General features: G+C 69.8%; 13 protein-coding genes. 9 read left to right on the top strand and 4 right to left on the bottom strand.

From position 1 onward, the window contains the following. Positions 1 to 140: 140 nt before the first annotated feature. Together V6M45_RS14055 and secA are read right to left on the bottom strand one after the other, a co-directional pair. Complete coding sequence (locus V6M45_RS14055; RefSeq protein ID WP_332657163.1) at positions 141 to 1,307, bottom strand: aminotransferase class V-fold PLP-dependent enzyme; 1,167 nt, start codon at positions 1,305 to 1,307, stop codon at positions 141 to 143. Between the two features lie 143 nt (positions 1,308 to 1,450). After that, entirely contained in the window at positions 1,451 to 4,345 is a 2,895-nt protein-coding gene (gene secA / locus V6M45_RS14050) for a preprotein translocase subunit SecA (protein ID WP_332657162.1), read from the bottom strand. A 240-nt stretch (positions 4,346 to 4,585) separates the two neighbouring features. On the opposite strand from secA, the gene V6M45_RS14045 reads away from it, so the two are divergent. From V6M45_RS14045 to V6M45_RS14030, 4 genes are read left to right on the top strand one after another with little or no spacing between them, the layout of a single operon-like run. Continuing rightward, positions 4,586 to 5,539 (top strand): peptidylprolyl isomerase, encoded by a 954-nt coding sequence (locus V6M45_RS14045; RefSeq protein WP_332657161.1) that lies wholly within the window; start codon positions 4,586 to 4,588, stop codon positions 5,537 to 5,539. Further along, on the top strand, positions 5,536 to 6,918 hold the full coding sequence (gene argJ, locus V6M45_RS14040) for a bifunctional glutamate N-acetyltransferase/amino-acid acetyltransferase ArgJ (protein ID WP_332657160.1): 1,383 nt from the start codon (positions 5,536 to 5,538) through the stop codon (positions 6,916 to 6,918). The genes V6M45_RS14045 and argJ overlap by 4 nt, the downstream gene beginning before the upstream one ends. Next, entirely contained in the window at positions 6,915 to 7,325 is a 411-nt protein-coding gene (locus V6M45_RS14035; protein ID WP_332657159.1) for a (deoxy)nucleoside triphosphate pyrophosphohydrolase, read from the top strand. Before argJ ends, V6M45_RS14035 begins: the two co-directional genes overlap by 4 nt. Before the next feature lie 18 nt (positions 7,326 to 7,343). After that, the gene (locus V6M45_RS14030) at positions 7,344 to 7,526 is read left to right on the top strand and encodes a Flp family type IVb pilin (protein ID WP_332657158.1); all 183 of its coding nucleotides are present in this window, start codon (positions 7,344 to 7,346) and stop codon (positions 7,524 to 7,526) included. 6 nt (positions 7,527 to 7,532) lie between these two features. Here V6M45_RS14030 and V6M45_RS14025 read toward each other — a convergent pair whose 3' ends face one another. After that, positions 7,533 to 8,420: a methyltransferase domain-containing protein gene (locus V6M45_RS14025; protein WP_332657157.1), complete on the bottom strand. Its 888-nt coding sequence runs from the start codon at positions 8,418 to 8,420 to the stop codon at positions 7,533 to 7,535. On the opposite strand from V6M45_RS14025, the gene V6M45_RS14020 reads away from it, so the two are divergent. From V6M45_RS14020 to V6M45_RS14000, 5 genes are read left to right on the top strand one after another with little or no spacing between them, the layout of a single operon-like run. Further along, the gene (locus V6M45_RS14020) at positions 8,419 to 9,225 is read left to right on the top strand and encodes a ComF family protein (protein ID WP_332657156.1); all 807 of its coding nucleotides are present in this window, start codon (positions 8,419 to 8,421) and stop codon (positions 9,223 to 9,225) included. The genes V6M45_RS14025 and V6M45_RS14020 overlap by 2 nt on opposite strands. 26 nt (positions 9,226 to 9,251) lie before the next feature. Then, complete coding sequence (gene grxC / locus V6M45_RS14015; protein ID WP_332657155.1) at positions 9,252 to 9,509, top strand: glutaredoxin 3; 258 nt, start codon at positions 9,252 to 9,254, stop codon at positions 9,507 to 9,509. After that, positions 9,509 to 10,345: a carbon-nitrogen hydrolase family protein gene (locus V6M45_RS14010; protein ID WP_332657154.1), complete on the top strand. Its 837-nt coding sequence runs from the start codon at positions 9,509 to 9,511 to the stop codon at positions 10,343 to 10,345. The genes grxC and V6M45_RS14010 overlap by 1 nt, the downstream gene beginning before the upstream one ends. Then, the gene (locus V6M45_RS14005) at positions 10,342 to 10,773 is read left to right on the top strand and encodes a DUF1178 family protein (RefSeq protein WP_332657153.1); all 432 of its coding nucleotides are present in this window, start codon (positions 10,342 to 10,344) and stop codon (positions 10,771 to 10,773) included. Before V6M45_RS14010 ends, V6M45_RS14005 begins: the two co-directional genes overlap by 4 nt. Before the next feature lie 7 nt (positions 10,774 to 10,780). Further along, positions 10,781 to 11,329, top strand: a complete 549-nt coding sequence (locus V6M45_RS14000; RefSeq protein WP_332657152.1) for a GNAT family N-acetyltransferase — start codon at positions 10,781 to 10,783, stop codon at positions 11,327 to 11,329. On the opposite strand, the gene V6M45_RS13995 is transcribed toward V6M45_RS14000, so the two are convergent. Beyond that, complete coding sequence (locus tag V6M45_RS13995; protein ID WP_332657151.1) at positions 11,326 to 11,553, bottom strand: hypothetical protein; 228 nt, start codon at positions 11,551 to 11,553, stop codon at positions 11,326 to 11,328. The two genes, V6M45_RS14000 and V6M45_RS13995, sit on opposite strands and share 4 nt — an antisense overlap. Positions 11,554 to 11,584 lie beyond the last annotated feature (31 nt).

The raw sequence follows: 11,584 nt of genomic DNA, 5'->3' as shown, positions 1-11,584 counted from the left end.
GCCCGCCGACGGAGCGCCGGCGCCCGTCCCGGGCGCGACTCCGGCGCCGGCGCCCGCCCGCCCGGCTTCGCCCCCCGCGCCGCGCAAGGCCCCGGAGCCGAAACAGCAGGACGACACCACCTTCTTCTGACCCTTGGTGATCAGAGAATCCGCCGGCAGACCTCGATCAGCCGCTCCAGATCGGACTCGTCCTGGTACAGGCCGAAGCCGAACCGGATGGTGTCGTCGCGCACGTCGGTGACCACGTTCGCGTCCATCAGGCGGCCCTTCCAGGCCTGGGCGTCGGGGTGGCGGAAGGCCAGGAAGCGCGCCCGGACCGCCTCGTTGGCCACAGGATTGATCAGCTCGGCCCGGTCCAGCCGCCCGGCCCCGCCGGCGGCCACCGCCTGCTGGAAGCGGCGCATCAGGCCGCGCGCGTGATCGGCGACGGCGGCGGTGGTCAGGCCCGCCTCGTCCAGCATCTGGCGCACGCCGTTGAAACGGTAGAGCGCGCTGGAGTCGAAGGTCGCCCCCCAGAAGCGGCCGGCGTCGGCGCGGTACTGAACGTCCTCGGGACGGCCGGTCAGCTCGCCGAACTCGGCGAACCAGCCGGTCGTGACGGGCCGGGGACAGAAGCCGTCGGGCGCATGCAGAAAGCCCGCGCCCTCGCCCGACATGGCGTATTTGTACCCGCCGGCGACGTAGAAGACCCGGTCCGCCACCGCTGACAGGTCGGTCGGCACGCCCATGAAGCCGTGGTAGCCGTCGATCACCACCCACGGCCCGGCCGGATCGGCCAGAGCCGCCAGGTCCTCGATGCGGGTGAACACCTGGCCGGTCTTGAAGAACACCTGGCTGACCACGATCAGGTCGAAGCCGCCGCCGCGCGCCGCCTCGACGAAGCGGTCGTCGAAGGTCTCGAACGGATGCAGGGGGACGCGGGTGACCACGGCCTGCCCGGCCTCCTCCCAGCGTTCGCCCTGGCGGCGGAACGAATGGAATTCGCCGTCGGTGGACAGGATGCGGACCGGCCGGGCTTCGAAGCCCGAGAAGATGCGCAGCAGGAAGTCGTGGGTGTTGGGGGCGAACACGACCGTGTCGGGCGACGGCAGGTTCAGCTCGCGGGCGACATGGCCCTGGGCCTCGGGCACCACGTCGCCGAAGATCAGGTCCCATTTGCGGTCGGCGAATTTGTTCGCCTCGACCCAGGCCCGCACCTGTCCGTCGAACGAGGCGTCCGGCCACAGGTGATGGCTGTGGGCGGCGAAATGCAGCCGCTCGGGGTCGAGCGACAGTGCGCGGGAGAACAGATCCTTGCGAGCCGCCATCAGTCTCTCCCGTCGGTGAACGCCACCCACGGTCGATAGCGGTCCCTCACCCCGCGCTCAAGCAGCGAGCCGCCGCGCGGCGAGCGATAGCGCGCCGAGATGCCGCTCAAGCAGCGAGCCGCCGCGCGGCGAGCGATAGCGCCCTAGATCAGGCTTCCGTGGCAGTGCTTGAACTTGCGGCCCGAGCCGCAGGGGCAGTCGGCGTTGCGGGGCGTCCGCTCCCACTGGGCCGGCAGGGTCTCGACCGGCAGGCGCGAGCGATCGTCGCCGGTCAGCTGACCTTCCGGGTTCTGGGCCATCGGATCGGCCATCTCGTTCTCGCCGGTGCCGGGGTTCAGGTGGATTTCCTGGAATTCCGGCAGGTCCATCACGGGCGGCGCCTCGAAGCGGAACTCGACCGTCATCAGCCAGCGGGTCACGTTGTGGCGCAGCTCGTACAGCAGCGTCTCGAACAGGTTGAAGGCCTCGGTCTTGTACTCGTTCAGCGGATCGCGCTGGCCGTAGCCGCGCAGGCCGATGACGCCGCGCAGGTGATCGAGGTGCACCAGGTGCTCGCGCCAGCTCATGTCGATCATCTGGAGCATGAATTGCTTCTCCAGACCGCGGGTCTGGTCGGCCCCGATGAGCTCCAGGCGTTCGGCGGCGCGGGCGTCGGCGGCGGCGATCAGCCGTTCCTCGATCTCCTCGTTGGAAACGCCTTCCTCGGCCGCCCAGTCGTGCAGCGGCAGGTCGAGGCCGAGGGTCGATTTCACCTTCTCGGCGAGGCCGTCGATGTCCCACTGCTCGGCATAGGCCTTGGGCGGCATATGTTTGTCGATCAGGTCGGTGATCACGTCCTGGCGGAATTCGGCGACCAGCTCGGACAGGTCCGTGGCGTCCATGAACTCCTGGCGCTGCTCGAACACGGCCTTGCGCTGGTCGTTCACGACGTCGTCGTACTTCAGCAGATTCTTGCGGATGTCGTAGTTGCGGGTCTCGACGCGTTTCTGGGCGGTCTCGACGGCGCGGTTCAGCCACGGGTGGCTGATGGCCTCGCCCTCGGCCACGCCGAAGCTGCGCATGATGGCGTCTAGACGGTCGCCGGCGAAGATGCGCAGCAGGTCGTCCTCGCACGACAGGAAGAATTTCGAGGTGCCGGGGTCGCCCTGACGGCCGGTGCGGCCGCGCAGCTGGTTGTCGATGCGGCGGCTCTCGTGGCGCTCGGTGCCGAGCACGAACAGGCCGCCGGCGGCCAGCGACTTCGCCTTCTGGACCGCGATCTCGGCCTTGAACTCGGCCTCGATGGCGGCTTCGGTTTCCGGCGTGATCTCGATGCCGAGATTGCGTTGCTCCTGGCGCCAGCGCTGAAGCCGCATCTCGAGGTTGCCGCCCAGCTGGATGTCGGTGCCGCGGCCGGCCATGTTGGTGGCGATGGTCACCGCGCCCGGCAGACCAGCCTCGGCGACGATGAAGGCCTCCTGCTCGTGCTGGCGGGCGTTCAGCACGCTGTGCGGAATGCCCTTGCCGCGCTTGACCTCGATGTCGAAGTCCTCGTCCTTCAGCGCCTGATAGGCCTTCTTCGCCTCGCGCCGGACCTTGTCGTCGTCGCTGGCGACCTTCTCCAGCAGGTGCTGGTGCTGCGGCTTCAGCGTCCTGACCGTGACCTCGTATTCGAAGGTCTTGAGCAACTCCGACAGGGTCTCGGACTTCTCGATCGAGACGGTGCCGACGAGGATCGGCTGGCCCCGGACGTGGCATTCGGCAATCAGGCCGGCGATGGCGTGGTTCTTCTCGGCCGAGGTGCGGAAGATCTCGTCATCGTGGTCGATGCGCTTGACCGGCCGGTTGGTCGGCACCTCGAGGACATCCATCTTGTAGATGTCGAGGAATTCCTGGGCCTCGGTCGCGGCCGTGCCGGTCATGCCGGACAGCTTCTCATAGAGGCGGAAATAGTTCTGGATGGTGACCGAGGCCAGGGTCTGGTTCTCGGGCTGGATCTTGACGCCTTCCTTGGCCTCGATGGCCTGGTGCAGACCTTCGGACAGACGACGGCCCTGCATCATGCGGCCGGTGAACTCGTCGATGAGCATCACCTCGCCGGCCTTGATGATGTAGTCCTTGTCCTTTTGATACAGGGTATTGGCGCGCAGGGCCTGGTTGATGTGGTGGACCAGGCTGATGTTCGCGGCGTCGTACAGGCCGGTGGTGTCGGCGGCGAACAGGCCGCGGGCCTCCATGATCTCCTCGATCTTTTCGGAGCCCTCCTCGGTCAGCAGGGCCTGGCGCTGCTTCTCGTCGAGGTCGTAGGTCGACTTGTCCTGGATCAGTTCCTTGATGATCTCGTCGACGGTCAGATACAGGTCCGAGCGGTCCTCGGTCGGGCCCGAGATGATCAGCGGCGTGCGCGCCTCGTCGATCAGGATGGAGTCGACCTCGTCGACGATGGCGAAATGGTGCGGCCGCTGCACCATCTCCTTGCGGTCGTAGACCAGGTTGTCGCGCAGATAGTCGAAGCCGAACTCGTTGTTGGTCCCGTAGGTGATGTCGGCGGCATAGGCCGCCTGGCGCTGACCGGAGGACAGGCCGTTGACGATGACGCCCACCTCCATGCCGAGGAAGCGATAGACCCGACCCATCCACTCGGCGTCGCGCCGGGCCAGATAGTCGTTGACGGTGATGACGTGCACGCCCTTGCCGGCCAGGGCGTTCAGATAGACCGGGGCCACGGCGACCAGGGTCTTGCCCTCGCCGGTGCGCATTTCGGCGATGCCGCCGTCGTGCAGGATCATGCCGCCGGTGAGCTGGACGTCATACTGGCGCTGGCCGAGCACCCGCTTGGAGGCCTCGCGGGCGACGGCGAAGGCTTCGTTCAGCAACTTGTCCAGGGTCTCGCCCGCCGCGATCCGGTCGCGGAAGGCGTCGGTCATCATCCGCAGCTCGTCGTCCGACAGGGCGGCGAATTTCGCCTCCAGCGCGTTGATCTTCTGCACCCGGCCCATGAAGTCCTTGACCTTACGGTCGTTGGAGGAGCCGAAAATCTTCTTGGCGATGCCGAGCATGAATGATCCGAAGGCGGGCGAGCGGGTAGGGCTCTGGTACTGGAACGGTCCCGAAGGAGCGGCGACGATGTGCGCCGGGCGAGACTTCGGCGGCGGCGGCCCGGCGCCCTGTCTCAGGCGCGCGCAAGGGCCGCGCAACGTTCGAAAACCCCTCGACTTGGGCGCAGGCGGGACTTAAGCACCGGCCTTATCCCTGTCAACGCGAGGGCCTTTGCCGCCCGTGACGGAGCTTGCCCCGAAATGAGCCTCATCCCGCCCCGGATTCTGGGCCGCGCGCTGTTCCCGGTGCTGCTGGCGGCCGTCCTCACCGTCGCCGCCTGCGGCCGTGGCGGCGGCTCCGACCGACCCCCGGAGCCGGGCGACCGGGCCGTGGCCAAGGTGCAGGAGGAGACGATCTGGGCCTCTGACGTCAAACGCGAGGCGGTGGCCCAAGGGCTGGTGGGCGAAGGCGAGCCGCTCGACGTCACCTCCGATCTTTTCCGCCGCGTGCTCGACGAGGTCATCGACCAGAAGCTGCTGGCGCGGGAGGCGGAACGGCGCGGACTGGACAATTCGGCCCTGGCGCAGCGCCGGCTTGCGGCGACGCGCGAACGGATCCTCGGCGACATGCTGGTCGAGACGGTCGTCAACGGCGAGATCGACGACAAGGCGGTCGAGACCATCTATCGCGACCAGGTCCGCCTGGCCGAGACCTCCGAGGAGATCCGCAGCCGCCTTATCCTGTCCCGGACCCGCGAAGAGGCCGACGCCGTGATCGGGCTGCTGGCCCAGGGGGCGGCCTTCGAGGCGGTGGCGCAGCAGCGGTCGATCGACGAGGCGACCCGCTTCTCCGGCGGCGATCTCGGCTATGCGACGCTGGACGTGCTGCCTCAGGCCTATGCCGACGCCCTGCGCGGCAAGCCGGCGGGCTCGACCGTGGGGCCGTTCCACACCGAGGGCGGCTGGGCCGTGCTGCGGGTCGAGGACCGCCGCAAGGAGACGCCGCCGACTCTGGAGCAGGCGCGGCCGCAGATCGTGCGCTATCTGACCTATGACGGGGTGCGCCAGCTGCTGGAACAGCTGCGCGGCAAGGCGGACGTCGAGGTGCTGCTGAACGGCGACGCCGCCTCCGAGGAACCGGCCTCGGCGCCCGCCAGCCCCCCCGCCGCCGCACCGGCAGCCCCCGCCGCCCCCACGCCCGCGAAGGCCGCATGAGCCGCCCGCCCGAACCCGGCCGGGGCTCGACCGGCCAGAAGATCGAACAGGCGCTGGAGAAGGCGCTGGACCCGCTGGCCACGGCGCTGAAACGCGCCACCACCCCGGCGCGCCCCGCTCCGGCCGCGCCCGGAAAGCCCGGCCTGCAGATTTCACCTCTGGCCGTGCCCTTCCCCGACATTCCCCCGATCGCGGGCGTTGAGATCGCCACCGCCCGGGCCGGGTTCTACAAGCACGAGCGCGACGACCTGGTGGTGTTCAGCTTTGCGCGCGGCACCAGCTGCGCCGGCGTGTTCACGCGCCACAAGGTCGGGTCGGCGCCGGTGGACTGGTGCCGGCGCCATCTGGACGCCGCGGGCGGCGGTGCGGACGTGCGGGCGCTGGTGGTCAACGCCGGCTGCGCCAACGCCTTCACCGGCAAGGCGGGGGCCGACGCGGCGCGCCGGACGGCGTCCGAGGTGGCCAAACGCTTCGGCTGCCGCCAGCGCGACGTGATGCTGGCCTCGACCGGGGTGATCGGCGTGGTGCTGGACGACCGCAAGATCGCCGCCCGGCTCAATGACATCGAGGCCGGTCTGACCGCCGACGCCTGGCTGAAGGCCGGGCAGGGGATCATGACCACGGACACCTTCCCCAAGGGCGCGTTCGCCGAGTGCCAGATCGAGGGGCACAGGGTCCGCATCGCCGGCATCGCCAAGGGGTCCGGCATGATCGCGCCGGACATGGCGACCATGCTGGCCTTCATCGTCACCGACGCCGACATCCATCCGAACGTGCTCCGCGCCATGCTGGGGCTGCATGTCCGCACCACCTTCAACAGCGTGACGGTCGACGGCGACACCTCGACCAACGACACCTGCCTGCTGTTCGCCACGGGGGCGTCCGGCGCGCCGCGCATCGGCCGGGTCGGCGACCGCCGGCTGCAGGATTTCTCCCGCGCGCTGGACAAGGTGATGCTGGATCTGGCCCACCAGCTGGTCCGCGATGGCGAGGGGGCGACCAAATTCGTCAAGGTCACCGTCGATGGCGCCGCCAGCCCCGCCTCGGCCCGCAAACTGGCCAAGTCGATCGCCGACAGCCCGCTGGTGAAGACCGCCCTGGCCGGCGAGGACGCCAACTGGGGCCGGGTGGTCATGGCCGTGGGCAAGACCGAGGAGCCGGTCGACCGCGACCGCCTCGCCATCCGCTTCGGGCCCCATGTCGCCGCCATCGAAGGGGCCCCGTCGCCCCACTACGACGAGGCGAAGATGAGCGCCTATATGAAGAACGCCGAGATCGACATCACCGTCGATGTGGGCTCGGGGCGGGCCTCGGCCACGGTCTGGACCTGTGACCTGACCAAGCGCTACGTCGAGATCAACGGCGACTATCGCTCGTGAGCGAAGGTCTCCCCACCGTCCTCGTCGTCGCCGTGGCCCTGATCGACGCGGACGGCCGCGTGCTGATCGCGCAGCGGCCCGAGGGCAAACAGCTGGCCGGGCTGTGGGAGTTTCCGGGCGGGAAGGTCGATCCGGGCGAGCGGCCGGAGGCGGCGCTGATCCGGGAGCTGAAGGAAGAGCTCGACATCGACGTCAACGAGGCCTGCCTGGCGCCGTTCGTTTTCGCCAGCCACGCTTACGATTCGTTTCACCTGTTGATGCCACTGTATCTGTGCCGACGCTGGTCGGGGGTGGTTCGGAACCGCGAGCATGCGGCGCTGAAATGGGTGCGGCCGGACCAGCTGGCCGGCTATCCGATGCCTCCGGCCGACGAACCCCTGGTCGCCTGGCTGCGCGACCTGCTCTAGCCGCCGAAGGAGGGGGCCATGCGTGCTCTGCTCACCCGGTTCCTGGCGGATGACCGCGGCGCGACCGCGCTGGAGTACGGCCTGATCATCGCCCTCGTGTTCCTTGTGGCGCTGACCGGCATCACGGCCTTCGCGAGCGCGGGGACCGGGATGTTCAACGTCGCCATGGGCAGGCTGGCTGCGGCGATCGGGGCCAACTGACGCGAGTCAGTCTTCGTCGCCGGTCCATTCCCTGACGCCCAGGGCGTCCGCCAGGCGGACCTTGGCCGAGCCGCGCGGCAAGGGCTTCTGCTGGCTCTCGTGCGGCGCCCAACCCGCCAGATGAATGATCTCGAAGGTGGCCGGGATGCGTCCGTCGGCCTCGCCGAACCGTTCGGCGTAGAGCTCCGCCGCCCGCGCCAGCATGCCCCGGGTCATCGGCCGGACTGCGCCGGCCAGGGCGTTGGTCTCGCCCATGGCGCGCAGGTCGCGCACGAGGGCGTGCAGGTCGGAATAGCGCACAGTCAGCCGGTCTACATCCGCCACGGGCAGGGCGAATCCCGCGCGCTGCAACAAGGCGGCGCCGTCAAACCCGTCGGCGAAAGGCGACACTCGCGCCTGCGCTCCGCCCCGCACTTCCAGTTCCGCCTCGGTCAGGACCGTTCGCAGCTCCTTCAACGTGCCGGCGCCCAGCAGGGTCCCGAGGAACAGGCCGTCTGGCCGAAGGGCGCGGCGGATCTGGGACAGGGCGCCCGGCAGGTCGTTGGCCCAGTGCAGGCTCATAAGGGAGACGATCAGATCCTGCGACTGGTCGGGCAGGTCGAGAGCTGCAGCGCCCGGAGCGGCACGGACCGTTTCATCGCCGGCGACCCGAACCGGGCCGACGCGCTCCGCGGCCGCGCTGTCGGCCAGCAATCGGGCGAACGGCCCCGGCCGGGCCGACAGGTCGACGGCGTCCGCAAAGTCGCGCAGGATGACCTCAAGGCTGTTCACCGCGTTCTCGGCGGCCCGCACGTGCAGGAAGTCGGCCGCGGCGAAGGCCTTCTCCCCCCGCGCCAGTTTCGCCGCGCGACGTCGGCTGTCGAAGATCTGGGGGGGACCGGGGGAGGCGCTCATGGCTCATCAGGATGGGGGTTGGCGCGACCGATTGGAAGCGGGTCGGTCGCGGCTCGTGCGTGGATTGCGGGCCCTGGGACGGAGCGCGGCCGATCTGCTGATGCCGCCGCTGGCCCATGACAGCCCGGAGGCGGCGGCCGCGGCGGGCATGACCCCCGATGCCTGGTCGCGCGTGGTCTTCCTTGAGGACCCGGTCTGCGACGGCTGCGGCGCGGCGTTCGAAATGGACGGCGGCGCCTTCGCCTCGCCCCGCTGCGCCGCCTGCCTGGCCCAACCCTACGCCTTCGCCCGGGCCCGGGCCGCCTGCGTCTATGACGAGGCCTCCCGCGGACTGATTCTGAAGTTCAAGCACGGCGACCATCAGCCGTTCGCCCCGCTGTTCGCCCGCTGGCTGAGTCGCTCCGCCGCGCCGCTGCTGGAGCAGGCCGACGCGGTCGTGCCCGTGCCTCTGCATCGCTTCCGCCTGCTGTCGCGGCGATTCAACCAGGCCGCCGAGATCGCCCGGCCGCTGGCGCGGGGCGCAGGCCTGGACTATCTGCCCGACGCCCTGATCCGCCAGACCCACACCAGCACCCAGGGTGGAAAGTCCGCGCGCGGCCGGCGTCTGAACGTCCGGAAGGCCTTCGCCGTGAGCGATGAAGGTCGGCGTCGGATCAAGGGGCGGCGCATCCTTCTGGTCGACGACGTGTTGACCACGGGCGCCACCGCCGAGGCCTGCGCCCGCGCGCTGATCGAGGCCGGCGCCCGCGCCGTCGATCTGGCGGTCATCGCCCGGGTGCGAACGGCGCGGGAATTGCCTACATAGCCGCCACAGACCCTGGAGATTGCCCCTTGGCCGACGTCGTCATCTACACCAAGCCCGGCTGCGGCTACTGCCATGCCGCCAAGGCCCTGCTCGATCGCAAGGGCGCGGACTACAACGAGATCGTGGCCTCCCACGACCCGGCGAAGAAGCAGGAGATGATCCAGCGCTCCGGCGGCCGCATGACCTTCCCGCAGATCTTCATCGACGGGAAGCATGTGGGCGGCTCGGACGATCTGCATGCGCTTGACCGCAAGGGCGAGCTGGACCCATTGCTGGCGGCCTGATGACGACCGTCCCCATCGCCCTGATCCAGACCCGCACGCCAGCCAGCCCGGCGGCGTCCCTCGCCCATGTGGAGCCGATGATCCGCGAGGCGGCGGCCGGCGGGGCGAAGCTGGTGCTGACGCCGGAGGGGACCAATTTCCTGATCAAGGACCGGGCGCGGCGAGACGCCGTGCTGGAGACGCAGGGCCGTGACGTGGTCATCGACAGGCTGCGCGATCTGGCTCGCGAGCTGGGGATCTGGCTCCTGATCGGCTCGGCCATCGTCCGGTCCGGGCAGGAGGGCGACGACCGGGCCGCCAATCGCTCCCTGCTGATCGACGATACCGGCGGGGTGGTCGCCACCTATGACAAGCTGCACGTCTATGACGTCGACCTGCCGACCGGGGAGCGCTGGCGTGAGAGCGCCTCGATCCGTCCGGGCGACGGCGCGGTGGTCGCCGACACGCCGTGGGGCCGGCTGGGTCTGACCATCTGCTACGACATCCGCTTTCCGCAGCTGTATCGCGCCCTGGCCAGGGCCGGGGCGGTGATGATCGCCGTGCCGGCCGCCTTCACCGTGCCGACCGGCGAGGCGCACTGGGAAACCCTGCTGCGCGCCCGGGCCATCGAGACCGGCTGCTATGTGCTGGCGCCGGCGCAGGCGGGCGAACATGAGGACGGCCGCCGCACCTGGGGCCGTTCGACGGTCGTGGCCCCGTGGGGCGAGGTGCTGGCGAAGCTGGACCACGACAGGCCCGGCGTCCTGTTCGCCACCCTCGATCTGGAGGCGGTGGCGAAGGCGCGGGCCGCTGTGCCGCAACTGACCCACGACCGCGAATTCACGGGTCCCGCATGATCCGGTACGCCCTCCAGTGCGACGACGGCCATGGCTTCGAGGCCTGGTTCGGAGCCTCGGCAGACTATGACGACCAGGCCGCGCGGGGTCTGGTCGAATGCCCGGTGTGCGGCTCGCACGCGGTTAGCAAGCAGATCATGGCCCCGGCCGTGGCGGGGACGCGCAAGGCCGATCCCGCCCCGGACCTGGCCCGGATGCAGACCATGGTCATGCAGGTCGCCCGGGAGGTCCGCAGCCATGTCGAGCGGAATTTCGACTATGTCGGCGACGCCTTCGCCCGCGAGGCCCGCGACATCCACGAGGGTCGCTCGGAGAAGCGCGAGATCTACGGCGAGGCCACGCCGGCCGAGGTCCGCAAGCTGAAGGAGGACGGCGTGCCCTGCGCGCCCCTGCCGCCGCTGCCGCCCGATCCCTCCAGGCTGAACTGAGCCCGCTGTGCCGGAGAAGAAGCAGCGGGCCGGGGCCTCCGACAGGGCGGAGTCCGCCGGCGCCGCCCCGCCCTTGCTGAGCTGGCGGCCGATGCGGAAGAACGACCTCGACTCGGTGACGCAGATCGCCGCGGCCAGCTTCCCGCATCATTTCGAGGGGCGCGACTGTTTCGAGAACCGGCTGGCGCTCAATCCCGGCGGCTGTTTCGTGCTGACGGGCGGAGACGGGGCGCCGAAGGGCTATCTTGTCGCCTATCCGTGGCGCGCCAGATCGACGCCTGCGCTGAACACCCTGATCGAGGCGATTCCGGCCGACGCCGACGTTCTTTACCTGCACGACCTCGCCCTGCATCCGGATGTGCGCGGCGGCGGCTGGACGGCGCCGATCATCGAGCGGCTGGCGCAGACCGCCAGGGCCGACGGCTGGCCGGCCCTCGCCCTGGTGGCGGTCAACGACGCCGCGCCCTTCTGGGAAAGGCGCGGCTTCACGGTCGTCGAGGCGCCCGGGATGGCGGACTACGGCCCGGACGCCCTCTACATGGTGCGGACGCTCTAGCGGTCGCTGCGGGTCCAGCCCTTTTCGGCCATGCAGGCGACGAAGGCGTCGCTATGCTGGTTGCGGCCGGTTCGGGCGCGGCAATCGTCGCGGGCGCCGTCGAAGGGCTGGGCGTTCTGGCCGTGCCAGCCGAAATCATCGTCGCCGTCAGCGTCGATGACGGTGACGCAGGCCGAGGCCATCAGGCTGGCGGAGACGGCGGCGAGGACGATGAGACGCTTCATGGAACAGCTCCTGTTGGCGGGGCGGTGGAGG

It is taken from the genome of Brevundimonas sp., assembly GCF_036676055.1.
Taxonomy (GTDB): domain Bacteria; phylum Pseudomonadota; class Alphaproteobacteria; order Caulobacterales; family Caulobacteraceae; genus Brevundimonas.
This window is presented reverse-complemented; position numbering and strand designations above follow the sequence as displayed.

Excerpts from the sequence above, each read along its gene's own strand:
- V6M45_RS14055 (WP_332657163.1), bottom strand. The coding sequence starts at position 1,307 with ATGGCGGCTCGCAAGGATCTGTTCTCCCGCGCACTGTCGCTCGACCCC.
- secA (WP_332657162.1), bottom strand. The coding sequence starts at position 4,345 with ATGCTCGGCATCGCCAAGAAGATTTTCGGCTCCTCCAACGACCGTAAG.
- V6M45_RS14045 (WP_332657161.1), top strand. The coding sequence starts at position 4,586 with ATGAGCCTCATCCCGCCCCGGATTCTGGGCCGCGCGCTGTTCCCGGTG.
- argJ (WP_332657160.1), top strand. The coding sequence starts at position 5,536 with ATGAGCCGCCCGCCCGAACCCGGCCGGGGCTCGACCGGCCAGAAGATC.
- V6M45_RS14030 (WP_332657158.1), top strand. The coding sequence starts at position 7,344 with ATGCGTGCTCTGCTCACCCGGTTCCTGGCGGATGACCGCGGCGCGACC.
- V6M45_RS14020 (WP_332657156.1), top strand. The coding sequence starts at position 8,419 with ATGGCTCATCAGGATGGGGGTTGGCGCGACCGATTGGAAGCGGGTCGG.
- V6M45_RS14025 (WP_332657157.1), bottom strand. The coding sequence starts at position 8,420 with ATGAGCGCCTCCCCCGGTCCCCCCCAGATCTTCGACAGCCGACGTCGC.
- V6M45_RS14010 (WP_332657154.1), top strand. The coding sequence starts at position 9,509 with ATGACGACCGTCCCCATCGCCCTGATCCAGACCCGCACGCCAGCCAGC.
- V6M45_RS14005 (WP_332657153.1), top strand. The coding sequence starts at position 10,342 with ATGATCCGGTACGCCCTCCAGTGCGACGACGGCCATGGCTTCGAGGCC.
- V6M45_RS13995 (WP_332657151.1), bottom strand. The coding sequence starts at position 11,553 with ATGAAGCGTCTCATCGTCCTCGCCGCCGTCTCCGCCAGCCTGATGGCC.